Raw genomic sequence first — 24520 nt, forward strand, 5'->3', positions numbered from 1 at the left:
ATTAGTTTGAAGTTATCTTTTTTTAATTGCTGCTTATAGTTTGAAGAATTTATTTTGATTATTTAAACCAAGTTTTTCTTCGGATAAAAGCTGTCGCAAATGTACCAAAATGTCTTGTTCATCTGCATCTAAAAATGTACATATTTCTTTTGAAGAAAGAAGTTTCTTTTCTGCAATTAAAATTAGAATTTCTTTTTCTGAAATAGTTGATTTTGTTTTTTGTGCTGCCAAACAAACATCACACATTTTACATTTAGCGGCTTTTTTTTCACCAAAATAGGAGAGTAGCTGAATATTTCTACAGATTGAATCGTTTTCAATAAATGCTACAATGTTTTCTGCTTTTTGCTTTTTCTGACTTAGAAATTGTGTTATTTCTCTTGAACGCCTATTTATTGTTCTGTCATCTTCTCTTGCTTGTAAGAACTTAACTTCTGAGTTATTTGTTGCTTGTTTGTAGGTAAGTAAACCTTCGGTTTCTAGGCGTTCTAAATTTGTAATTACTTGGTTGGAAGTTATACTTGCCTTTTTTGCTAAAATAAATTCGTTAATTTTAGTTTCTTGTTCAAACAAACCGCCATATGTTCTTAATAAGGTTTTTATAAACTGCTTGTCGGCTTTATAGTTTAATATTCTTGAGCTGTTTACATTAAACTGCAAAGAAGATTTTTTAGCAAAATTAGTAGTAACTTCAATAATGCCATTATTAACTAAAAGTGTAAGAACTGTTGCAGCTTTTGATGGTGTAAATTTATATTTTTTACAAAATTCTAAAAAATTGAAATCGTAAATTGTTTCTAATAACTCTCCTTTTGCAATTTGAAAATGTTGGTATAACTTCTTGTGAATTTCTTTAACTTCTGTAAGCGATGGAAGCGACATTTCTGTTTGTTCCTTAAAAGCTCTAATGTCATTTGCATTTTTTAGTAAAACAGCAAAAGATTTTTTACCGTTTCTTCCTGCTCTTCCTGCTTCTTGTAGGTAGTTTTCTACACTATTCGGAAAATCATAATGGACAACTACTTTAACATTGGCTTTGTCAATTCCCATTCCAAAAGCATTTGTTGCCACCATAATTGGCGTTTTTTCCGTCATCCAATTTTCAAAAGCAACCTCTTTTTCTATGTTAGATAAACCGCCGTTATAAAAACTACTTTTAAATCCGTTTGCATTTAAAAAACTAGAAATTTGTGCTGTCTTTTTTCTTGAATTTACATAAACAATTGCTGGAGAAGTAGTTTTAGTAAAAATTTGTTTCAACCGATACAGTTTATCTTCAATTGTAAATATTTGATATGCTAAATTGTCTCTAAAAAATGATTTCTTAAAAATTGTAGTTGCTTCTAAATCCAAACTTTTAGAAATATCGTCTAAAACTTTTTTGGTTGCAGAAGCTGTTAAAGCAATAGTTGTAGCTTCTGGTTTTAATTCTCTTAGCTTATTAATGTTTCTGTAAGAAGGTCTAAAATCGTGGCCCCATTCAGAGATACAATGTGCTTCATCAATAGCAATTATAGAAACGTTTAATTCTTTTATTTTTTGTTGAATTAGAGCAGATTGTAAACGTTCTGGTGAAATATATAAGAATTTATAATTACCAAATTTTAAATTGTCAAAAATGGTAACAATTTCATCGGGTGTGCTTTTTGAAGGAATTGTGGTCGCTTTAATTCCGCGTTTTTGTAAACCTTCAACTTGATCTTGCATTAATGCAATAAGTGGAGAAATAACAATACAAATTCCATCTAAAATAACTCCAGGAACCTGAAAACAAACAGATTTTCCACCACCTGTTGGCAGTAAAGCAATGGTGTTTTTTTTTGCTAATACAGCATTTATTATTTCGGCTTGCGGTTCTCTAAAACTAGTGTGTTTCCAATATTTTTGTAGTATTTCTAAAGGAGAAATCATACTTTTAAATCCAAGTGATTCAAAATAAAATTTGTTCTGTCTTCAATACTTCCAAAAGGAACTTCAATTAACGTATAACCAATTTCTTCGTATGCATTTCTTAAGAAAATGTCTATTTCTTGAGACTGTTCAAAAGTTTCATATCTCTCATTATCAGAAGTGTATATGTTTTTCCAAGGAGGAAAAATAAAAAGTTTAGTATAATTGTACTCTTTACCTTTTTCTTTAAAATTTTCTGGATAATCAGTTTTAAAAAAATCCATATAAGCATAAACGTCTGGTATTCCTCTATCAAAAAACACGTGTTTCTGTTCGCTTTTATGAGCTTCTTCAAATTGCTGAATTCTTCCTTCTAACAATTTTTCGCTAAATAATAATGGTTGTGTTAAGAATAGTTGATCTATTCCTTCTTTTTGAGCTTTTAAGGTTACTTCTCTAGAAACTTCTTCCATACAAGAAAACCCTAAATTTTTCAATTCGTTTAACACTGTTGTTTTTCCAGTTCCTGGACCTCCAATAAGAACAATTTTTTGTTGCATGTAGCAAATGTAAAATTTAAATGGTTAAAAATAATAAATAGTGTAATTTTGTGGCTTATTATTTGTAAACAATTTCAGAAAAGATTTATGGAAGATAAAAAAGCATTTTATATAAAGCTAAAAGCACAGTTAGATGATACTACAGAATTTCCTGCAGATTACATGTACAAATTTATTGTACCAACAGATGGAAATCAAGTGCAAGAAGTTGAGGATTTATTTGATGACTCTGGAGCAGTTATAAAAACAAAAAAATCTAAAACAGGAAAATATTGTAGTGTTTCTATAGTTTTAAAGGTGGCAAGTTCCGATAAGGTTATATCTTATTACAAAAAAGCAGAAGGTATTAAAGGAATTATCTCATTATAGTAAATTTAAAAAAAATGAAAAAAATAATATTTTTTATTAGTGTTTTTATAGGTTTCTCTGGGTTTTCTCAAAATGAAGAAATACTTTTTAGTATTGATAGAGAGAAAGTAACGGTTGAAGAATTTAAAAATGTTTACGAGAGAAATTTAGATTTAGTTGTAGATGAAGACTCTAAAAACATTGATAAATATTTAGATTTATATGTAAATTATAAATTAAAAATAAAAGAAGCTTATGCTTTACAATTAGATACTTCTAGAAGTTATAAAAGAGAATTAGCTACTTATAAAAACCAATTAGCAGCTCCTTACTTGCAAGACAACGCAATGTTAGAAAAGTTAGTTGAAGAAGCTTATTTTAGAACTAAAAATGAAATTAAAGCAAAGCATATTTTGGTTCGTTTTTCAAAAGGCACAAAACCAAACGATACATTAAGTTACTTTAATAAAATAACTGCTTATAGAAATAGAATTATAGCTGGAGAAAGTTTTGAGAAAGTAGCGGCTGAAGTGTCTGAAGACCCGTCAGCAAAAAGAAATAATGGAAACTTAGGTTATTTTACCGCATTTAAAATGGTGTATCCGTTTGAAGATGCAGCTTACAAAACAAAGATTGGCGAAGTTTCGAAACCATTTAAAACTCGTTTTGGATATCATATTGTAAAAGTTGATGCCTTAAGACCATCTAAAGGAGAGTTTGAGGTTGCTCATATTTTAATAGATGAAAGATCAATTATAGGTAAAGCGCAAATTGATAGTGCTTACGCAAAGTTAAATAAGGGAGAAAGTTTTGAGAAACTAGCTAAGCTATATTCTACAGATAAAGGTTCTGCAGAAAGAGGTGGTAAATTACCTAAATTTGGAACAGGTAAAATGGTTGAGCAATTTGAAAATGAGGTTTTTAAACTTTCGGAAGTTAATTCTTATAGCAAACCATTTAAAACTAAATATGGTTGGCACATAGTTAAGTTGTTAAAAAAGCATCCGGTTCAATCTTTTGATAAGGCTAAAAAAAGCTTAACTAAAAAAATTAAGAGTAGTGGAAGATCACGATCTGATAATGGTACTATTGCTGCCAAAATAGCAAAAAACTATAACATAAAAATTAACGATAACGCTTTAGCAATATTTAAAGAATCTGATAGAAGAGAGTTTCCAAAAGAAGAGTTACAAAGTGTTTTATTAACTATTAATGATAAAGAAATAACACAAGAAACGTTTTCTTCTTACATAAAGCATCGTCGTCATTTATCTATTGATACATTGTTGAAGAACTTTAAAGACTCAGAAGTAATTCAATATTATAAAGACCATTTAATTGATACAGAACCTGCTTATAAAAAAACATTAAAAGGGTACGAAGATGATTTATTATTGTTTGATTTAATGAAACAAAAAATTTGGGATAAAGCTGCTAAAGATACTCTTGGTTTAAAAGAGTTTTTTAATACTTCGACTAAGTTTAAAGGCCAGGATTTTTCTAAGAGTAAAGGAAAGGCAATGAGTGCTTATCAAGACTTTTTGGAAGATGATTGGATTGAAAAATTACATAAAAAGTCAAAAGTTAAAATTAATAAAAAAGCCCTTCGTAGGCTTAAACAACAATACAATCAATAATGAAAAAAACAGTTTACATAGTAATTTGCCTTGTGTTTTTGTCTTGTGATTATTTAGGTATTCAATCTAAAAAAGCAGAGGAAGTAGAAGCGCCAATTGCTTCTGTTTATAATGTAAACTTATATAAAAAAGATATTGAAAGTTTCTTGCCTAAAAATATTACAAAAGAAGATAGTGTTGTTTTGGTAAAAAGCTTCATAAACTCTTGGGCAAAGCAGCAATTATTTCTAAAGAAAGCAGAATTAAATGCTACCGAAGCAAATAATGAAAACATAAATTCTTTAGTAAGTAATTATAGAGAAAGCCTTTTTATAAACGAGTACAAAGAACGTTTAATAAAACAGGAGTTAGATACTTTAGTTTTAGAAGATGAAATTGAAGAGTTTTATCTCAAAAATAAAGAAAATTTCAAGCTAAATGAAGAACTTATTCAGCTTAAATATCTTCATTTTGGTAGCGAGTTATTTGATAAGAAAGACATTGTAAAAAAGTTTAAATCTAGTAAAGAAGAAGATTTGGAAAGTTTAGAAAGTCAACGAATTAACTTTAAATCATCTAGATTAAGGGACAGTACTTGGTTGTCTTTAGATAATGTTTTGTTAAAAATACCACCATTTGCAAAAGAACCTAAAGAAAAACTGTTAAAAATATCCAAATTCATCCAAAAAGAAGACAGTTTAGATGTATATTTGGTCGCTGTAAAAAACGTTTTAAAAAGGAATGATTTAGCACCATTAAGCTATATTACTCCACAAATAAAACAATTAATTTTACACAAACGTAAATTAGAATTAATTAGAGAGATTGAAAAAACGCTGATAAATGATGCAATTCAAAACAAAAACTTTAAAGAATATTAAATTATTAACCTTATTATTTTTCTTCGGAATTATAGCTGTTAACGCTCAAAAAGTAAAAATTGACGGTGTAGCTGTAGTTGTAGGGAAAAATATTGTTTTAGATTCTGATATTGATAAATTTAAAGAAGAAGTTAAAGTAAGAAGTGAAGGTAAAATTGAGATTTCTGACTGTGAAATGTTAGAGGAATTAATGCAACAAAAATTATTAGCGCACCATGCAGTAATTGATAGTGTTGTAGTAACAAAATCTCAAATTGATGATCGTGTTAATAGAAGTATTGGGTATTTTACACAAGAATATGGTAGTGAAGAAAAGATGATTAAAGCCTATGGTTTTAATAGTCTTACAGACATGAAAGAAGAATTAGGTCGCGTTCAGAAAGAAAACTTATTAATAAATGGAGAGCAAGAAAAACTAACGGAAAGTGTAGATATTACACCTGAAGAAGTACGTGTTTATTATAACGGTTTAAAAGAAAAGAACGAGCTTCCTGAGTTTCCTGCAGAAATAGAATTAGCACAATTAGTATTAAGAGCAGAACCAACTAAGGAAGAAACTGAAAGAGTAATAGCAAAGTTAAATCAAATAAAAAATCAAGTAGAAAAAGATGGAGCTTCTTTTAGATTAAAAGCCATTATAAATTCTACAGATCCTTCTGTTGCTAAAAACGGAGGTAATTTAGGTGTTATTACTAAAGAAACTCAATTTATTAAAGAGTTTAAAGAAGTTGCTTTCTCTTTAGATGAAGGGCAAATTTCTGAACCATTTAAGTCGATTTTTGGTTATCATATTATCTTATTACATAAAATTAAAGGTCAAGGAAGAGAGGTTTCTCATATTTTAATGCAACCAGAAATTTCTGATGATAAACTTTCAGAAACTAAAGCAGAAGTAGAGAAATTACGTAAAGAAATTTTAGAGAATAAAATTACGTTTGAAGAAGCTGTAAAAAAATACTCTGAAGATGATGAAACTAAGAACAATGGTGGTATTTTAATGAATCCTTATTCAGGAGAAACTACTTGGGAGTTAACACGTATGGATCCAGAATTATATGGAAGAGTTAATGATCTTAAAAAAGGAGAAATTACAGAGCCTTTTTATGATGAAACACGTGGAGGAGAAAAAATGTACAAAGTAATTTTAATGAGAAACAGAACCGATACGCATACCGCAGAATTGGTAAATGACTATGTTAAAGTACAGCAATTAGCCTTGGCTAAAAAGAAAGAAGAAACTATTGCAAAATGGTCTAAAGAGAAAATTAGCGACACATATATTAAACTAAATTCCGACTTTAAAAAATGTACATTTAAAAAAGATTGGAAAAAAGAAAATAAGTAAAAATAAATAAATTTACTATATTGTCATTCCCGCTTTTAGTCTATCAAAAAAGATACACCAAGCGGGAATTTCATTTTAATAAAATATCGAATTAGAAAATAAGATTAAGCTATGTCAGATGTAACTGCGGTAAATAATTTAGTTGAAAAATACACACAATTAAAACAAGAAATTAGCAAAGTAATTATTGGACAAGATGAAGCAGTAAGCTTTACATTATTGTCAATATTTTGTGGAGGACATTCTTTGTTAATTGGAGTTCCTGGTTTGGCAAAAACATTATTAGTAAACACAGTTTCTGATGCTTTAGGATTGGGTTTTAAACGTATACAGTTTACACCAGATTTAATGCCTTCAGATATTTTAGGTAGTGAAATTTTAGATGAAAATCGTCAGTTTAAATTTATAAAAGGCCCAATTTTTTCTAATATTATTTTGGCTGATGAAATTAACAGAACACCTCCAAAAACACAAGCAGCGCTTTTAGAAGCTATGCAAGAGCGTTCTGTAACCGTTACAGGACATCATTATAAGTTAGATTTACCATTCTTTGTCTTGGCAACACAAAACCCAATTGAGCAAGAAGGAACGTATCCTTTACCAGAAGCGCAATTAGACCGTTTTATGTTTTCTATTAATTTAGAATATCCAACGTTTGAAGAAGAAGTGCAAGTTGTAAAAAGCACAACTTCTAATACACAAGCAAACGTAAATTCTTTGTTTTCTGCGGAAGAAATAGTGGCTATTCAAAAACTGATTAGAAAAGTTCCTGTAGCAGATAATGTTGTAGAGTATGCGGTTAGATTAGTCGGTAAAACAAGACCAAAATCTGACCAAGCTACAGAATTGGTTAAAAAATATATTGATTGGGGAGCAGGACCAAGAGCTTCTCAAAACTTAATTTTAGCCGCAAAAGCACACGCTGTAATTAATAAAAAATATTCTCCAGATATTGAAGATGTGCAAGCGGTTGCTGTACCAATTTTATCGCATAGAATTGTAAAAAACTACAAAGCAGAAGCAGAAGGAATTACCGTAAAACAGATTATTGAAAGTTTGTTTTAACCTTCAAAAAAACTAAAAACATTACCACCATAACGTTTCTCGTAACTAAATTTTGAGTGATCAGAAAGTTTGGTGTGTTTAGAGTGTTCTACAATTAACAAACCGTCTTCATTTAAAAGGTTTCTTTCGAAAACCGTATCTACAATTTTTAAGAATTGTTCGGTTTCAAAATCGTACGGTGGATCAGCGAATATAATATCGGCTGTAAGCGGTGTTTTGTCTAAAAACTTATACACGTCGCTTTTGTAAGTATTAATGTCTAAATCGAGCTCTTTTGAGGTTTCATTAATGTATTTAATACATGCAAAGTGTTTGTCAATGGCGTAAATTTCTTTAGAGCCACGAGAAGCAAATTCAAAACTAATGTTTCCTGTACCAGCAAATAAATCTATAATAGAAACAGCATCAAAATAATAGTTGTTGTTTATTATATTAAACAAGCTTTCCTTTGCCATATCTGTAGTTGGTCTTACAGGTAAGTTTTTTGGTGCCGTAAGTCTTCTTCCTTTATGTTTTCCTGATATTATTCTCATTAGTTTACTAAAATATAGTTTGAATGTGGTGAAAAATCGTCTTCGTCCTTAAAAAATGGATTTGTACTTTTTATAAAATCGATATTACGAATGTAGTTGTAGGTAATTTTATAAATTTCTGATTCCTCTTCAATATCACCTAAAAAAGTTAATAGGAATTCATCTGGATTTAGCCCTATTTGTTCTGCTGTAAATAAAATATAATAGATAAAATCTTCTTTTGTATTAAAAGGGAAATTGTTGTAAAAAAGCAATTTGTTTTCTTGAAGAACAATAATATCTATTTGATTTTTAGTTACATGAACAAAAAAATGTTTTTCACTTGTATTTTTTGTGTTTTCTACAAGTTTATCAATTAAAACTGTAGAATGGTGTTTGTATTCAAACTCTCCAAAATTTTGAAACACATAATTATTAATATTTACATAAGGTACGTAAACATTTTTAGCGTCCAATTGGACTACTTCATCAAAAGTAATAAAATCGGTTGCTAATGTTTTTATATTGAAATTTAAATAGGTTGTAAGTTCCTCTTCATTAAAATATTTAGTAGGTACTAAAGTTGCTAAATTATTTTGATGAATTACTTCAACTTCATTAAAATCGTGTTGTAACTCTGTGTCTGTAGAGAAAATGTGTTCAATTTTTTCTAACAAAACCTCAGGTGTGGCAAGTGTGTTTTTAAAAACATATTCAGAAAAATGAATAATTTCATTTGTTTCTGAATTAGAGATACAAAAAGAAAATCCATCCAAACTAAATTGGATGGATAGATTTCTTTTATTAGTATTTATGCTTGTATGCTTACTTTTTTTCTGCACTTCCTTTGTCATAAGAAGGAGGCCAGTTACCACCAGTTGTAACTTCTTCTAAAGAACCAACTGTAACAAATTCTCCTTTAATTTGGTCTGTAGTATTAGCTTCTAATTCTTGTTTTACTAAAGAAATATCCATTCCTTTTAATATTGAAGCTTTGTCTATTTTAGCGATAAAAGCAGGTACTTCTAAACCAGCAATTTTTTCAACTTTACCAACTTCTAAAGAAAACTCTTTATCTGTTCCAGGTACTTTAAACATGTTTTTGTAATCTTTACCTTCAAAAGATTTTAATACAGGTTCAAAACCAATTGTATCTACAACTCTAAAAGATTTTTTTACAGATATACCACTACCAACTCTAACATCTTTTTCAACGTTGTTAGTTTGTGTAATTGCTAATTTACCATTCTCAATAAAGGTAATTAATGCATTTTTATCTTTTGTAAAAGTTCCGTAAACCTCGTTGTACTTAACTTCAGCATCACGAACCATCTTTAAATTAGTAATTACTTTAGCGTAACGTACTTGTTTTTCTTTGGCAAATTTAATTGGCTTCATAATACCTTCGTAAATTTTAAAACCTAAAAAGATAGTTAATGCTAGTAATAATAAAGATACTAACCATCTCATTTTAAGAGGTACAAATTTAACAATTACAAATGCTAAAAGAAACGCAACTACAACAGCTGCCAAAATCATTAGAAATAATCCCATTTTATATTTTGTTTTTTAATAGTGTTCTCGCAAATCTACAATTTTTTTTTTAGGATGAAAACTTTTATTTATAAATCAATATCTATATTTGAAGTATGATAAAATCATCTAAAGATTTATACCAAGAATTTCTTAAAAACTTTCCGCATTCGCCCACTATTAAACAGAATGAGCTTTTACGATTATTAGCAAATTTTACTTTTGAAAATAACAATAATGCGTTATTTTTATTAAAAGGATACGCTGGAACGGGAAAAACTACAACAATAAGTACTATTGTAAACAACTTATGGCGCGCAGAAAAGAAAGCTGTTTTGTTGGCGCCAACAGGTAGAGCTGCCAAAGTAATTTCTGTATATTCTAAAAAACAAGCCTTAACAATTCACAAGAAAATATACTTTCCTAAAAAACAAAGTAACGGTTCTGTAGCGTTTACATTACAAACAAATAAGCATACAAACACCTTATTTATTGTTGATGAAGCTTCAATGATTCCAGATAAATCTCAAAATGCAAATTTATTTGAAAACGATTCTTTATTAGCAGATTTAATTTCGTACGTCTATTCTGGAAAAAACTGTAAACTTGTTTTTATTGGAGATACTGCACAATTACCACCAGTAAAGTTAGCTGTAAGTCCGGCTTTAGAAGCGTCTAAATTAGAATATCAATACGATAAGGAAGTAACAGAGATTGAGTTGGATGAGGTTATGAGACAGCATGAAAACTCTGGAATTTTAGCCAACGCAACTACAATTCGTTTTTTATTACTGAATAATGCTACTCATTTTCAGTTCGATATAAATTTTCCTGATATTATTCGTTTAGAAGATGGTTACGATATTGAAGATGCAATTACGTCTTGCTACGATGGTGTTATTGGAGTAGAAGACACTGCAATAATTGTTAGATCTAACAAGAGAGCCAATCAATATAATCAACAAATACGATTACAGATACGTGGTCAAGAGAATGAAATTTCTACTGGAGATTATGTAATGGTTGTTAAAAATAATTATTATTGGTTAAAAGATTCTTCTTCCGCAGGTTTTATTGCAAATGGAGATATTTGTGAAGTTATGCGTATCAATTCAATTAAAGAATTATACGGATTTAAATTTGCTGAAGTAGAAGTAAGAATGATTGATTATCCAGATATGAAACCATTTGAAACCGTTTTGTTATTAGATACATTAACAAGCGAAAGTCCATCTTTAACTTATGAGGAAAGTAATAAATTATACCAAGCTGTAAAAGAAGATTATGCGCATGAAAAATCTAAATACAAACAGTTTATGGCTATTAAAAAGAATAAGTTTTTTAATGCGTTACAAGTAAAATTCTCATATGCAATGACCTGTCATAAATCTCAAGGAGGACAATGGAATACCATTTTTATTGAACAACCTTATTTACCTGAAGGTCCAAGTATAGAATATTTAAGATGGTTATACACAGCAATTACAAGAGCACAAGAAAAATTGTATTTAATAGGTTTTAAAGATGATTGTTTTGAGTAGTAATAAAGTGCAATTTTGAAGGTTCGTTTAACGTGTTTGTGTGCCAGTAATTTTAGGAGAAAAAACAGAACTAGCAAATGTGTAACTACCTTTTTAGGCAAACAATAGTAATCTTATATGTTAGATGTTTCCAGTAGTTTTTACTTTATACTTTCATTTTTTTATATTATTTCATGAAAAAAGATTAATTACTTGAAAAAGCTGATTTAAAATTTGATTTATAATTTTTAAAATCATCTTTTGATTTTATTTCCTTAAAATCATCATTAGCAATGAATTTTAGATATAATTCAAAATCTTGAAGATTAATATTACCTCCAATTGGAGCTATAAAATTACTTTTTTCATCAAGAAAAATTAAATGAGGGAAACTATTTATCCCAAAAGAATTAGCAAATTCGTAAAATGTTAATACTTGATCCCTATATTTTATTTTTTTTTCTTTTTTTGAATTAAGAGTAGTAATAAAATTTACAGAATAATATTTCTTATTAAGATAATTTATAGCATCATTATTACTTAAGTTTTGTTTAATTAGCTTACTTACGTTATTTTTAAAATCTAAATAAATTAAAATCTTTTTTGGTTTATCGACTTGTAAATTTATTGCTTCTTCAAGACTTAACCATTTAATTTTTTCTGAAAAAACATTCTTGTTTTTTAATTTATCTCTATTGTTTATATCTGCATTTTTATAGTTATAGTAAATATTTTCAAGTTTTGAAATACTATTTTGGGCTCTTTCTGATAATGGATATAACGTGTGTTTTGACCAATTTTTATTTTTCTCTTTAGCTTTTTTTAGTTCATTATTCCACTTGTTGACATAATTATTATATTCTTTGCGATAAGTACCTGCTTTTTTACCCCAATAAATTGTTTTAGAAGCATAGTCATTATTTTCGCTAACTTTCCTATTAAAAGAATTTTTAATATAATCACAATTTCCATTTCCTGCTTGGCATATTTTTAGGGTTAGATCTATAGTTTTTAATGATCTTTGTGCGCTTTTATTTAAATCTCCATAATGTTTATTATTATATTTCGCAGTCTCTAAATTTTTATATAATTCAGTATTTTCAGGCTCAGTATATTTTTTTTTAAAAGCTTCTATAGGATTTTCTTCTGATGTTTCTTTTGATTCGCTTTTTATTAATTTTAAAGTAGAATTAAATTCATCCATATAGTTTAATTCTTTCATAACATGAATAAAATCAACTTCATCAATAGATTTATTTAAAATTTGACTAAAAGAACTAAAGTTAAATAGGAAGATCGTAATTAAAGTTATATTTCGTTTCATTTTTTAATTTTAAAAATATTATTTTTTCTTTATTCTTTTCTTCATAAATAACAGTCAATGTTTTGAGAATATTCACAGTTTTAATTGTTAATATTCAACATTAAGCGAATTTAGTGTTTTTTTTTTGAGAGAAAGGTAAGTAAACTAAATAGGGTTACTTAAGCAGGTAATTAAGCTGAATTGTACCATACGTATTTCCACTCGTATATTTTAAACCTTCACTTTTTTTAGTTAGATAATTTACGATATAGCCAAAATTAAAACGATTTACAGTAAACTTATAACCAATTTCAAAACCGTACCTTAAATTAACTATTTCACCTGTAACAGGATTGTTATCGGTAAAAATACTTCCTTCAAGGGTTGCGTCATAAAAGGCGTATGTAATAAACGGTTTTATAAAAAAGAAAGATTCTACTTCTCTTACAAAACTTGTGTTTTCATTATTTACAGACGTATTAAATGCAATAGAATTGATGATTTTTTGTAATGGTTCAAAACTTAAACGTGTATAAAAACCTGTAGTAATATCTGTATAAACAGAACCCAATTTAGCATTGTTTATCCAAGTTATATCAAAATAATTGCTCTTATCAGCAACTAAATGTTTATTATAATCTGCTTGAAAATTTATACCAAATGCATCCTTTATTTGATATTTCCATCCAATAGCTTCTTCAAAACCATACAAATCATGGATTGCTGTTTGTAATTCTCTACCAAACGCAGAAGGTCCAACAATACCTAATTGCACCGATGTTTTAAAAATAGTATTGCTTTTATAAGCTCTATTTATACCAAAACTACCAAATAAATACCCTGCAAAAGGCCTGTCGTGTTCATTAATATTATAAACTAGCGCTTTATAAGGCGTGTACATATGATGGCCTAACTGAAACTCAAATATTTTTTTTTCTATAGTTGATGAATTATTTTTAGCTAAATATCTATACGTAAAAAACATACCATTTGTATAATAACGATCTCTATTTATAGAAGTGTATAGATCATTATCATTTATAAAACTAAATTCTTTAGCGTATTTTTCTTGAGAAAAAATGCTCATAGAAATAGTTATAAGCATGAATAAAATATTTTTTTTCATGTTTACAAATATATATTTTATCAAGAAAATTTTATCGGTTTTGTCTTAAATATTGCTACATTAGTCGTTCTTATTTTTTAAAATGAAAAAAACACCAAAACTTACTCAGCAAGATTTTAAAAGCGTTTCAACTAATGAAGAGCTAATAGCTTTAATTAAAGAAAAAAAGATTCCTTTTCAAAAAGTAGAAAAAACACTTGAATATGAAAGTGAATTGAAAAAACTACAAATAGAGCTTGTAAAGTTACAACAATGGGTTTCTAAAACAAATAAGAGAGTTGCTGTAATTTTTGAAGGAAGAGATGCTGCAGGAAAAGGTGGAAACATAAGGCGTTTTATGGAGCACTTAAATCCACGTTCTATGCGTTTGGTGGCTTTAAATAAACCTACGGAAGTAGAAAAAGGACAATGGTATTTTCAGCGTTACATAAAAGAATTACCAAACCCAGGAGAGGTAGTTTTTTTTGATAGAAGTTGGTATAATAGAGCGGTTGTAGAACCTGTTATGGGGTTTTGTACAGAGCAAGAATATAAAGAGTTTTTAGTACAAGTTCCAGAATTTGAACACATGTTGTATGAAGATGGAGTAGTGGTTATAAAGTTTTGGTTGTCAATATCTAAAGAAGAACAAGTAAAGAGGTTTGATGCAAGAAATGAGAACCCTTTAAAAAGATGGAAATTTAGTCCCGTAGATAAAAAAGGGCAGGAATTATGGGAAAGATATACGCATTATAAAGAAGAAATGTTTAGTAAAACTCATACTACTTATTGTCCTTGGGTTATTATAAAAACAAATGATAAAAAAGAAGCTCGTTTAGAGGCTATGCGTTATGTGCTTTCTAAATTTAATTATGAAGGTAAAGAAGGTGCGGCTACTACTTTAAACCCAGATCCTAATGTAGTAATGCGTTATTATCGTTCAATACATCAATTAGATTAATATGGAAAGAGAATTTACAGCAAAAGAAATAGAGAAACTTAATTCTACAAAAGGTTTAAAATCCGTTCTTTCTAAAGAGCCATTAAATTATGAGCGTGCCATTAGGTATGTAAATTATGAGCAGAAATTAAAGAAGCTACAATTAGAGATTATTAAATTACAAACTTGGGCAATTAACAAAAATGAGCGTATTATAGTAGTTTTTGAAGGAAGAGATGCTGCAGGAAAAGGTGGTGCTATTAGAAGGGTTACTGAAAGAATTAATCCTAGACATATGCGCATTGTTGCCTTACCAAAACCTAATGAAGATCAAAAAAGCCAATGGTATTTTCAACGTTATGTAGAGCAATTACCAAAAGCAGGAGAAATGGTTTTCTTTGATAGAAGTTGGTATAATAGAGCAGTAGTAGAACCTGTTATGGGGTTTTGTACGCAAGAAGAATATAACATTTTCATGAATCAGGTTAATGATTTTGAAAGAATGATTTTAGAGTCAGGTATTCGCTTGGTTAAAATTTATATGTCTATTTCTAAAAAAGAGCAAGCAAAACGATTTTTAGATATTAAAAACAATCCATTAAAACAATGGAAAATGACTCCTGTAGATGATAAAGCACAAGAACTTTGGGACGATTATACGGCTTACAAAAAGGCAATGTTTTCTAAAACAAATACAGCCGTTTCTCCTTGGAAAGTAATTAGAGCAAATCGTAAAACGGAAGCTAGAGTTAATGTAATAAATCACATTTTAAAAAGCATTCCTTACGATAAAAATACAGTTGTTTAAATAATGCATTTACAAGTTGGTAATAAAGTAGCGGTTTTAGATGATGTTATAAGAGGTGTTGTTGTTGGTGTTTCAAATGATGATATTTCTATTGAAGCAGAAGGAATGACCTTTGTTTTTAAAGCATTTGAACTCGTTAAAATTGAAGAAGAACAATACGAATTGTCTAAATATTCTGATATTAATAATCAGTTATTAAAGGAAAAGAACATTCCAAAGATAAAGAAAGTTTCTGCCTTCAAAAAAACGAAGAATAATACTGTAATGGAAGTAGATCTTCATATAGAAAAACTACTAAAAAATGCTAGAGGAATGGATAATTTCGACATTCTTAATTATCAAATAAAAACAGCAACTCACAAATTAGAATACTGTATTCAAAAGAGAATTCCCAGGTTAATATTTATTCATGGAGTAGGAGAAGGTGTTTTAAAAACAGAGTTACAATACTTGCTTAATAAATACCCTGTTCGTTATCAAGACGCTTCTTATAGAGAATATGGTTTAGGAGCAACGGAAGTTGTTATTTAGTCTTACTTTTGCAGGATGAAAACTATTTTTCTAGACAACGCATCAACAACTCCAATGTATTCAGAAGTTATTTCTGTAATGCAACAATCTATGCAAGAGAATTTTGGAAATCCATCTTCTACGCATCAGTTTGGGCGAAAAGCAAAATCATCTATAGAAAATGCGCGTAAAAATATTGCGAAGCATTTTAATATTTCGTCAAGTCAATTAGTTTTTACCGCAGGCGGAACAGAAGCAGATAACTTAATTTTAATAAACGCTGTTGCTAATTTAGAAGTTACCAGAATTATAACAACTAAAATTGAACATCATGCAGTTTTACATACAGTTGAGCATCTTCAAAAGGAAAATAATATAAAAGTTTTATTTGTTAATGTTGATGAGTTTGGTACTGTAGATTTAAATCATTTAGAAGAATTATTAGCAAGTTCTCCAGAAAAAACTTTGGTGAGTTTAATGATGGTGAATAACGAAATTGGAAATATTTTACCTGTTGATGAAGTTTCTGAGATTTGTAAAAAATACAATGCTTTTTTTCATTCCGATACTGTACAAGCAATTGGACATTACAAAATTGATTTACAAAAAACGCCTATTGATTTTATAACAGCAAGTGCCCATAAATTTCATGGACCAAAAGGAGTTGGGTTTATGTATTTTAAAAAAGGCTTAGGAATTAAGCCGATGTTACATGGAGGAGAACAGGAAAAAGGAGCAAGGTCTAGTACAGAAAATGTACATGCTATTTTAGGAATGGATAAAGCTTTAGAAATTGGGATTTCTAACTTAGACGCAGATTCAAAATACATTTCTGATTTAAAAGAATATTTTATTGCCGAATTAAAAATACTTTCTGATAAAATAACATTTAATGGATTGTCTTTAGATTTAGTAAAAAGTAGTTACACCATTTTAAATGTTCGTTTTCCAGTAGAAAATAAAATGTTCTTGTTTAATTTAGATTTGGCTGGAATTGCAGTTTCTGGAGGTTCGGCTTGTCAAAGTGGAAGCAATAAAGGTTCTCATGTCCTCCAAGCTTTTTTAGCTGATGAAGATGCCAAAAAGACTTCGGTGCGTTTTTCTTTTTCAAAATTTACTACAAAAGCAGATCTAGAATACTGCATTCAAAAACTTAAATTGATCTTAAAGATTGATTAACTTTTACTATTCTGAATTAATTATTGGTTTTAGCCTTTAAATTCACTTTTAAGCGTGTTTTGTTGTTTTAAAAGTAAAATACTTGTTGTGGATTTAATATTGCGTTAAAAGGACTTTAATACACGTTAAAATTATTTGTATTTCTTATTGTTAAGTTGTTTTTATATAAGTATTCTTTATATAAAAAAAATCCTGCAAGGGTGCAGGATTTTTCAATTTTAAGGGTATTTATTAATTATCGAATAATTAATTTCTTTGATACTTTTCCTTTGTCTGTTTTTAGATTTAAAAGATAAACAGCTGTAGAAAGGTTATTTGTTTTTAGTCTTGTTTCGTTAGTTTCATGAGACACATTATTCCAATTCATAACTTTTTGACCAAGTAAATTGTATAGTTCTACTTTTTCAATTTCTAAAGATTCTAATGTTTTAATAACAATTTCTTTTGTGTTTTCTGCATAGTAAATTGTTGTGTCATTTATAATCTCATCAGCATCATTAAGTACAGCTCCTCTTTCCATAAATGTTATAAAAAACCTGTCAGTATATGTTCCAATTGGTAGTGTTAATTCTGTTGGGTTTGTTAATGTATAAGAAATTTCTTCTACAGCATCATAAAGATATACGGTGTAATCAATATTTCTTTTTCCGTCAACCATAAATTTTACAGGTTTATCTTCATAAATTACTACATCTATTGGTACTTGTAATTCTTCTGTAAGTTCTTGTACACCGGCAATTAAATAGCGATTATTGTCGCCAGGAAATTTCCAGTAAGTTTCTGTGTATTGAGAATCGTACATTGGGCTATCGTGTCCGTATTCATTAGCAAAAGACAATCCGTTTTGAAAAGAGATTCCTAATTGCCTATGCATATCTACATTGTTTATGTTGTTGTGTTCAAAACCTATGCGTAGTAGCGGAAAGCTATTCTGTAAACTTCTATTTTGATTGCCTTTTGTAACTTCTTTTCCGCTTGTTCCTCTTCCTAAAAAGTGTGAATCATCACTGTTGTTGCTTGCATCATCGTCATCTAAATAATCACCAGACTCTAAACCTGTAATTGTTTCATTTTGATAAACTCGTTGCCAATTAGAGAATGTTAAGTTTCTAGTTTCACTTGTGTTACCTGCGTCACCATATTCGTCTGAAGTAAATAAAAATCCTTGTCCCACAGGAATATACCTTCCAGGAATGTGGTAAGAATATCCAGATCCTGTTGCTGAATTTTCTCCAGCAGTATTAGCACCATAAACACCCATGTCGTAATTTCTTGAAGCATAACCACCTCGATAACCAGATTGTGTATGGCCTTCAGTAACTGATGATGTAGAAGCTTCTCCTACATGTTGCCAGAAATAAAGGGTACCATCTTTTATTATATCTTCATTGTCATAAATAAATTGAGATGCATCCATACTAGAAGGATAAGGATTTCCTACAATATGATTTCCGTTTTCTACAATTTCTTCTAATGCTGTTGGATTGTTACCGGGTGATACAGAAGATACAATATCTCCACTGTTAGGTTTCCCAACAAACGTAAATGTTTGTCCGTTTGGGTTTCCAGAGCCTTTCATTAAATATCCAGATCCAACAGGTATATCTCCATTACTTCCTCTATGAACAAAACCTCCGTTGTCAACTCCATTCATGTAGGTATATATCCAATAATTAGATATTGTTGCAGCAAGTACATCCGTTCCAGGAGCTCCATCATAAGAACCAGTAAAAGTTAGTGGTTCAATATTGTTAGTTGCAGTAGTTAGAGAATCATTCATTACTTCTCCAACTTTATATACAAAGTCATTATTGTCTGCAGCTACAGGAGAAGACCAATATGTGTATCTATAAATACTGTTTGGACTTTTTATAGCTGAAGCTTGATTAACAAAGATGTTACCGTTACCAGAATTAGTATTTGCACCTTTTTTGGTTTGAATTATTTGCCCAGTTTTTTTAAATTCAACAAAAGCTGGATTAGTATCTGCTAAGCCGTTGTCTGTAAAATTATCTGATAAAATAATATCACCTAAGTTATTTAGGTTGTTAGTTATAACAGAGTAAGTCCCGTTTAAGGTTAGTGTTCTGTTTGCATTTACAATTAGATTTCTAGAATTTAAAACAGAAGATCTTGTATAGTCTGAATCGATTTCAACATTTCTGGATTTATCTGGTGTTCCGTTAGTAAAAGTGTTGCTGCTTAGTGTGTTTCCTGTATAGTGAACTCCTAAATAAACATTTGCATTTGTATTGGATGCAAGTGTAACTTCAGTAATTATTGGGTCGTACTCAGAACGTAGTTGTATTGGTGATAGCTCGTTAGTTACATTAGCATCTATTGTTTCATCTACAAAAGCTGTCCATTGTGTTGCATCAAAATCTGTAGTTACATTTATTACGTCATCATGTCTAACATATGAAGTTGTGTTAGAAAAAGAATGTCCACTTTCATATCTGTTTTTCCAAGTGGAAGTTCCGTCTATAAAACCTTTGTAATGTGTTAGTAAAATTATGTCATTTCCTCCAGTAAAGCTTGTCATTTCGCTATCAATTATCTCTATTGCGCTAGAATTTACAGGTAAAGTATTGTTTCTTTTAACTATTACAGATTGTCCTGGCGCAATATCTTGATTTACAAAAAGAGCATCGTAAGGTGTTATGTTAGGTAAGGCATCGTTTAAACCTCCAACTGCTTGATTTAAATAAAATGCTAATTTTAATGTACCTGCTAATATAGGGTTACTTGCGTGTATATTGGTTACTTCAATATATCTATTATTTCCGTTTTGATATATTTGAGTAATTATTGGTATTCCAGATATATGGGCATCTCTATAATCTACATCGCCAACGGTTAATGCATCTGTATCTATGTCGGGGAAATTATCATATTGAGTATCATCAAAATTACCGTTTTCATCTAAATAAAAATCTGTAATTTCTAAGCTATTAATAAAACCATTATTTCCAACAGCGTTATTTGTCATTCCATCATTATCAGAATCGTTTAAGTCTACAGTATGGGCTTCGTCTATATCAAATAAATTATCATCATCAGAATCTACATCTACATAATCAGCTCCATCGGAATTACCATCTGTGTTTTCGGCAATTAAGCCAATGGATAAATCTCTATCAGCGCTTGAAGTATCTGCGTCATATGCATCATCTAAACCATCAAAGTCTATGTCTATTCCACTAGGTGCAATATAATCTATTGTAGTTTGTGCTTCAATTATATCTGGAATTCCATCATTATCAGAGTCTAAATCTAAGTCGTTGTGTATACCATCTCCATCAAAGTCAATGTCTGGGGCAAAACAACTTCTAGCTTCTGTGCTATAAACCAAATTGTCCATACCATGTGCGTCTCTTGCTCCATTATTAGTAGAACCGGCGGTTATGGTTGTTCTTATTTCTACGATATCTACAGAGATAACGTTTACAAAACCAATAGTTAACTCTTTTCCGTCTCCAATCCCAATTACTGTGCTCACTTCTGTGTCGTCATCTTCATATAATGTAGCATTTCCAGTACCATTATCACCAAAATTATCTGCAGTTAAGTAAACTAGACGTTTTCCATCAGCAAAAACTTCTAAAATATAAGAAAGAGGGGTGTTGTTAGGGTTCGTGTCAAAAATGTCAATTAAATCGAAGCTAAAAGCATAGACAGGTGTTGTGAAATCTACAATAACGGAGTAAGAATCGTTTGTTCCTGTTCCATGACTATGTGCTGCTGGGTGGCTTGGATCACCAGCAGCAGAAGCTTCTCTTTCTGGCGCTATGTATATTCCGTGAGAACCACCACTTCCTGAGGTAAATTCACCTGATGTAGTTGTTCTAAGTTCAGAATTATGTTGGTCATAATAATTGTGAGTCATACTCAATTGCCCATTTGCAAAATCTACAGTTGAATTTATTGAAGGAGCTGGGTTTGTCAAAGGTGTTCCCACAACGTTTTGTGTATAATCACCACTTTGATTTAAAACAGTTAAAGGCATTCCTTGTAAAAAAGCTTCTTCTTCAAAACCAGATTCTTGATAACCTAATCCGTTAGTATTATCAGCAACAACAAAGATGTCAAAAGTAGGGTCTAACCATGTATGAGCATCTGGTACAGGAGGTGTTCCTCCAGGTATAATACAATTTTCATCTACATCTAAAATACCATCGTTATCGTCGTCAATATCTGAAGAGTCTGGTATTAGGTCGCCGTCTGTGTCTGTTATAGAAAGGGGGGCTGTGATAGTTAAGTCGTCAACACCAGCTTCAATAATGTCTCCATTAGAAGTTCCATCTGCAGCTGATACCCTAACTCTTACATTTGAACCTCCAGGAATAGGAAATGTAACCTCTGTCCACACATCATTATTTGTTGTGTCGCCAATATAGACTAATTGATTCCAAGTTGTACCTCCATTTAATGATACTTCTAATCTAAAAAAATCGCCATTATCATCACCATTATCTCTTTGTCCAAAAAAATACCAAATAGATAAATCTGCATCTTGAGCAACATTGTATATTGGTGATGTTGCAAAAACGGTACCACCATCTATATCTATACTTCCTAATCCTCCGTTATTCTGTCCAGATATTAAAGCATTTGTACCAAGTAAAGTATGGTCATTTTCTGGTTGGTATGTTGTTCCTATTGGGTTTACATTTACAAAAGTTCCCGTTGAAGCATTAGAGCCAGCTGTTGACCATGTATTACCTGATTCAAAATCTTCACTGTGTAAAACAATTTGAGAAAAAAGTTGATTAGAATTAAGAATGGTAAAAAATAAAAAAAAAGATATTTTAAACCATTTGATTTTATTTTTTGTAGAGTATTTTTGTTTCATAATTTATAGTATTTAGGGCTACTAAAAAATTTAATATACAAAAATATTCATTAAAAATTTAATACGCAATAATTAATTAAGTAAAAGTTAATTATCTGTTGTAGCGGTTTTTATCGTAGAGAGGTCTATGTGCTTTTTAATTAATAATTATTTTTCTTGAAAAAGAACCATTATTGGTGTTTATATTAACTAAATAAACTGCTTTAGAAAGGTTGTTTTTTTTAATGCGTGTCTCTAAATTTGTTGAAATGTATTTGTGTGTGAAGTCGTTTTTTTGCCCAAGAAGATCATAAGGAACCGACTTTTTTACCCGTGTTTTCTGTTGTTTAAACGAAATACTCTTTGTGATTAACCTTTATTAAGTGTGGCTAAGTAAATTAGTCGATGCTGTTTTTGTTTCGTTAAAAAAATGTACTTTTGCAAAATATACGCTTTCCCCCATGTATAAATTTGTATAATCATTATAAATTATTAGATGGATAATTCTTATTTCTTATTTAAGTTACTATATAGAACTGTAGTAGCTTTTTTAATTACATTTTTATTTACTACCTCAATAGCTGCGCAGAATTCGGGTGCTTGGACAGCTTCTGGAAGTGGAGCCACAACAACCTGGTCTGCAAATAATGGAGAAGCCGGGGTAGAACTTGTAACTGTTACAGCTTCAGCTACAGATTATGGTTCAGGTACAGGTTTTACTTTAAATGATTTTCAAACAGCCGGTGAAACATTAATTTGTAACCCTGCATTTACGAGTATACCAAGTATGGTTAACAATCCGTCTTTAAGTATTCGTCATACATTTCCTAATTCAGCATTTATAACATTTACTTTTAGTTCATTTGTAACAAACCCAGTAATACATTTTGATAGACTTGGTGGAGGTGGAGGACCAGGAGGAACAACAACCGCTTCTAGGTTAAGTGTAGTTACTCCAGGTATTACGCTAACAGAATTGTCAGGAAATGATACGCATTTTGTTACAGACGAAACAAACCAGACAATAACAAGAACTTCAGGTATGGTTTATACCGAATCTAGATCTGAGTGTGATACACCTTTATTGGGAACAGCTGCAGGAAGTGTTCGTCTAAACGGAACTTTTAGTTCAGTTACATTTGAAATTTCAATGAATGCAAGTGGCTCACCTACGGTAAATGATAGATTTGAAATTGCTTTTAGTGACCTTATACCTGACGATGATAGAGATGGTGTGCCAAATGTGTCAGATATTTGTAATGGTTTTGATGATACTGTTGATACAGATAATGATACTGTACCAGATGGTTGTGATTTAGATGATGATAATGATGGAGTTTTAGATATAAATGAAGGGATAATTTGTTCACCAAGTTTTGTAGCATTAGGTCAAACCTTTACTAATACAAGTACAGGAACTAATGGAGGAACAGCTATAGCAAATTTAACAGGATTATATCCGTTTAATGGAGTAGATGTAGATGCTTCTTTTGAGTTAATAGGGACCGCAACATGGAGTTCAGGTGTTGCCAGTCAGACTCTAAGTGGTGTTTCAGGAGCATATATTAACACTCAAATTAATAATTCTAGTTTTCCAGAAGGAGATGTGGCGGTATACACGTACACTTTTTCTAAGCCAGTTTATAATGTTGAGTTTAAATTTGGGGGGTTAGATAATCAGGATAGAATAGATGTTTTAGCTACAGATGGAAGTAGTAATGCGCAAGTAGATATTACTGATATAAACTTAGGGACTAATGGGACTTTTTTCAGTCAAAGTGTAATAAGTTCAGCTAGTGCAAACAATGCACCTAATAATGCTGTTCAAGTGTCTATAGAAGGACCGGTTACAGTAATTGAAATCAGAGCAGCAAAGCAAAATGCTAGTTCAAACTTAGTAACAATGCAATTTTATGAGCTAGAGTACTGTACTGCTTTAGATACAGATAATGATACAATACCAGATCTTTTAGATACCGATAGTGATAATGATGGCTGTCCAGACGCAGTAGAAGCAAACGGTAGTTTTATGCCTTCACAATTAACAGTATTAGCTTTTGGTTCTAATGGTGCCGGAAGTAGTTTGTTAAACTTCGGAACAGCGGTAGACACTACTCCTGGGAGTGTAACACTTGGAGTTCCAATTGAAGACGCTAATGGTTTAGATGTTTCAGCAAATACACCACAAGTAATAACAGTAGCAGTAACTGATGCTTCAGATACATTAGCATGTCAAGCAGATTTAAGTTTAACAAAAACTGTAGATAATGCAGTACCAAAAATAGGTAGTAATATTGTTTATACATTAACAGTAACTAATGATGGAGCTGCAGAAGCGACAGGAGTTCAAGTGACAGATGTTTTACCAACAGGTTTAACTTTTTTAAGTATGTCTGGAGGAAGTTACAGTGAAATAACAGATATTTGGACAATCGGGAGTTTAAATGTTAATCAAACCACTACATTGCAAATAACAGCAACAGTAAGTGGAGCTGGTTTTATAATAAATAATGCTGAAATAACACAATCTAATCAAAATGATGTAGATTCGCAACCTGAAACTGGGAATTAAGT

Annotated in this window: 20 protein-coding genes; 11 read left to right on the forward strand and 9 right to left on the reverse strand. The window is 30.2% G+C overall.

The window, feature by feature from the left end; translation table 11 throughout:
* Nucleotides 1-33: 33 nt before the first annotated feature.
* Together L1S33_RS09525 and L1S33_RS09530 are read right to left on the reverse strand one after the other, a co-directional pair.
* Nucleotides 34-1911: a RecQ family ATP-dependent DNA helicase gene (locus L1S33_RS09525; protein WP_240562149.1), complete on the reverse strand. Its 1878-nt coding sequence runs from the start codon at nucleotides 1909-1911 to the stop codon at nucleotides 34-36.
* Nucleotides 1908-2450, reverse strand: a complete 543-nt coding sequence (locus L1S33_RS09530; protein WP_240562150.1) for an AAA family ATPase — start codon at nucleotides 2448-2450, stop codon at nucleotides 1908-1910. The genes L1S33_RS09525 and L1S33_RS09530 overlap by 4 nt, the downstream gene beginning before the upstream one ends.
* A gap of 87 nt (nucleotides 2451-2537) precedes the next feature.
* On the opposite strand from L1S33_RS09530, the gene L1S33_RS09535 reads away from it, so the two are divergent.
* The 5 genes from L1S33_RS09535 (at nucleotide 2538) to L1S33_RS09555 (ending at nucleotide 7705) form a co-directional block, all read left to right on the forward strand.
* The gene (locus L1S33_RS09535; RefSeq protein ID WP_240562151.1) at nucleotides 2538-2819 is read left to right on the forward strand and encodes a DUF493 family protein; all 282 of its coding nucleotides are present in this window, start codon (nucleotides 2538-2540) and stop codon (nucleotides 2817-2819) included.
* Between the two features lie 14 nt (nucleotides 2820-2833).
* Nucleotides 2834-4435 (forward strand): peptidylprolyl isomerase, encoded by a 1602-nt coding sequence (locus tag L1S33_RS09540; RefSeq protein WP_240562152.1) that lies wholly within the window; start codon nucleotides 2834-2836, stop codon nucleotides 4433-4435.
* On the forward strand, nucleotides 4435-5295 hold the full coding sequence (locus L1S33_RS09545; protein WP_240562153.1) for a hypothetical protein: 861 nt from the start codon (nucleotides 4435-4437) through the stop codon (nucleotides 5293-5295). Before L1S33_RS09540 ends, L1S33_RS09545 begins: the two co-directional genes overlap by 1 nt.
* Nucleotides 5258-6640 carry a peptidylprolyl isomerase gene (locus L1S33_RS09550; RefSeq protein ID WP_240562154.1) on the forward strand — a complete coding sequence of 461 codons (1383 nt, stop codon included), beginning with the start codon at nucleotides 5258-5260 and terminating at the stop codon, nucleotides 6638-6640. The genes L1S33_RS09545 and L1S33_RS09550 overlap by 38 nt, the downstream gene beginning before the upstream one ends.
* 111 nt (nucleotides 6641-6751) lie before the next feature.
* Nucleotides 6752-7705 carry an AAA family ATPase gene (locus tag L1S33_RS09555; protein ID WP_240562155.1) on the forward strand — a complete coding sequence of 318 codons (954 nt, stop codon included), beginning with the start codon at nucleotides 6752-6754 and terminating at the stop codon, nucleotides 7703-7705.
* Here the strand turns inward: L1S33_RS09555 and L1S33_RS09560 are convergent.
* From L1S33_RS09560 to L1S33_RS09570, 3 genes are read right to left on the reverse strand one after another with little or no spacing between them, the layout of a single operon-like run.
* Entirely contained in the window at nucleotides 7702-8238 is a 537-nt protein-coding gene (locus tag L1S33_RS09560) for an RsmD family RNA methyltransferase (protein ID WP_240562156.1), read from the reverse strand. The genes L1S33_RS09555 and L1S33_RS09560 overlap by 4 nt on opposite strands.
* Nucleotides 8238-9071, reverse strand: coding sequence for a DUF3822 family protein (locus tag L1S33_RS09565; RefSeq protein WP_240562157.1), 834 nt, complete (start codon nucleotides 9069-9071; stop codon nucleotides 8238-8240). Before L1S33_RS09565 ends, L1S33_RS09560 begins: the two co-directional genes overlap by 1 nt.
* Nucleotides 9043-9771, reverse strand: a complete 729-nt coding sequence (locus L1S33_RS09570; protein ID WP_240562158.1) for a hypothetical protein — start codon at nucleotides 9769-9771, stop codon at nucleotides 9043-9045. The genes L1S33_RS09565 and L1S33_RS09570 overlap by 29 nt, the downstream gene beginning before the upstream one ends.
* A gap of 95 nt (nucleotides 9772-9866) precedes the next feature.
* Here L1S33_RS09570 and L1S33_RS09575 point away from each other — a divergent pair, with 95 nt between their 5' ends.
* Nucleotides 9867-11291, forward strand: coding sequence for an ATP-dependent DNA helicase (locus L1S33_RS09575; RefSeq protein WP_240552664.1), 1425 nt, complete (start codon nucleotides 9867-9869; stop codon nucleotides 11289-11291).
* 184 nt (nucleotides 11292-11475) lie between these two features.
* Here the strand turns inward: L1S33_RS09575 and L1S33_RS09580 are convergent, their stop codons facing one another.
* Together L1S33_RS09580 and L1S33_RS09585 are read right to left on the reverse strand one after the other, a co-directional pair.
* On the reverse strand, nucleotides 11476-12594 hold the full coding sequence (locus L1S33_RS09580) for a hypothetical protein (protein WP_240562159.1): 1119 nt from the start codon (nucleotides 12592-12594) through the stop codon (nucleotides 11476-11478).
* A 154-nt stretch (nucleotides 12595-12748) separates the two neighbouring features.
* Complete coding sequence (locus L1S33_RS09585; RefSeq protein WP_240562160.1) at nucleotides 12749-13699, reverse strand: lipid A deacylase LpxR family protein; 951 nt, start codon at nucleotides 13697-13699, stop codon at nucleotides 12749-12751.
* An 82-nt stretch (nucleotides 13700-13781) separates the two neighbouring features.
* Here L1S33_RS09585 and ppk2 (L1S33_RS09590) point away from each other — a divergent pair, with 82 nt between their 5' ends.
* Genes ppk2 (L1S33_RS09590) through L1S33_RS09605 form a run of 4 tightly spaced genes read left to right on the forward strand, consistent with a single transcriptional unit; the run spans nucleotide 13782 to nucleotide 17115 of the window.
* Nucleotides 13782-14639, forward strand: coding sequence for a polyphosphate kinase 2 (gene ppk2 / locus L1S33_RS09590; RefSeq protein WP_240562161.1), 858 nt, complete (start codon nucleotides 13782-13784; stop codon nucleotides 14637-14639).
* 1 nt (nucleotide 14640) lies between these two features.
* A complete protein-coding gene (ppk2, locus tag L1S33_RS09595) occupies nucleotides 14641-15426 on the forward strand; it encodes a polyphosphate kinase 2 (RefSeq protein WP_240552660.1) in 786 nt (261 codons plus the stop codon).
* A gap of 3 nt (nucleotides 15427-15429) precedes the next feature.
* Entirely contained in the window at nucleotides 15430-15957 is a 528-nt protein-coding gene (locus L1S33_RS09600) for a Smr/MutS family protein (RefSeq protein ID WP_240562162.1), read from the forward strand.
* Between the two features lie 15 nt (nucleotides 15958-15972).
* Nucleotides 15973-17115 (forward strand): cysteine desulfurase family protein, encoded by a 1143-nt coding sequence (locus L1S33_RS09605; RefSeq protein WP_240562163.1) that lies wholly within the window; start codon nucleotides 15973-15975, stop codon nucleotides 17113-17115.
* A 235-nt stretch (nucleotides 17116-17350) separates the two neighbouring features.
* Here the strand turns inward: L1S33_RS09605 and L1S33_RS09610 are convergent, their stop codons facing one another.
* The gene (locus L1S33_RS09610) at nucleotides 17351-21967 is read right to left on the reverse strand and encodes a T9SS type A sorting domain-containing protein (protein WP_240562164.1); all 4617 of its coding nucleotides are present in this window, start codon (nucleotides 21965-21967) and stop codon (nucleotides 17351-17353) included.
* A 136-nt stretch (nucleotides 21968-22103) separates the two neighbouring features.
* On the reverse strand, nucleotides 22104-22316 hold the full coding sequence (locus tag L1S33_RS13240) for a T9SS type A sorting domain-containing protein (RefSeq protein ID WP_368389524.1): 213 nt from the start codon (nucleotides 22314-22316) through the stop codon (nucleotides 22104-22106).
* A gap of 126 nt (nucleotides 22317-22442) precedes the next feature.
* On the opposite strand from L1S33_RS13240, the gene L1S33_RS09615 reads away from it, so the two are divergent.
* The gene (locus L1S33_RS09615) at nucleotides 22443-24518 is read left to right on the forward strand and encodes a DUF11 domain-containing protein (protein ID WP_240562165.1); all 2076 of its coding nucleotides are present in this window, start codon (nucleotides 22443-22445) and stop codon (nucleotides 24516-24518) included.
* The last annotated feature ends 2 nt before the right edge of the window (nucleotides 24519-24520 follow it).

Origin of the sequence: Tenacibaculum aquimarinum (genome assembly GCF_022478115.1) — a bacterium.
Classification (GTDB): Bacteria; Bacteroidota; Bacteroidia; order Flavobacteriales; family Flavobacteriaceae; genus Polaribacter; species Polaribacter aquimarinum_A.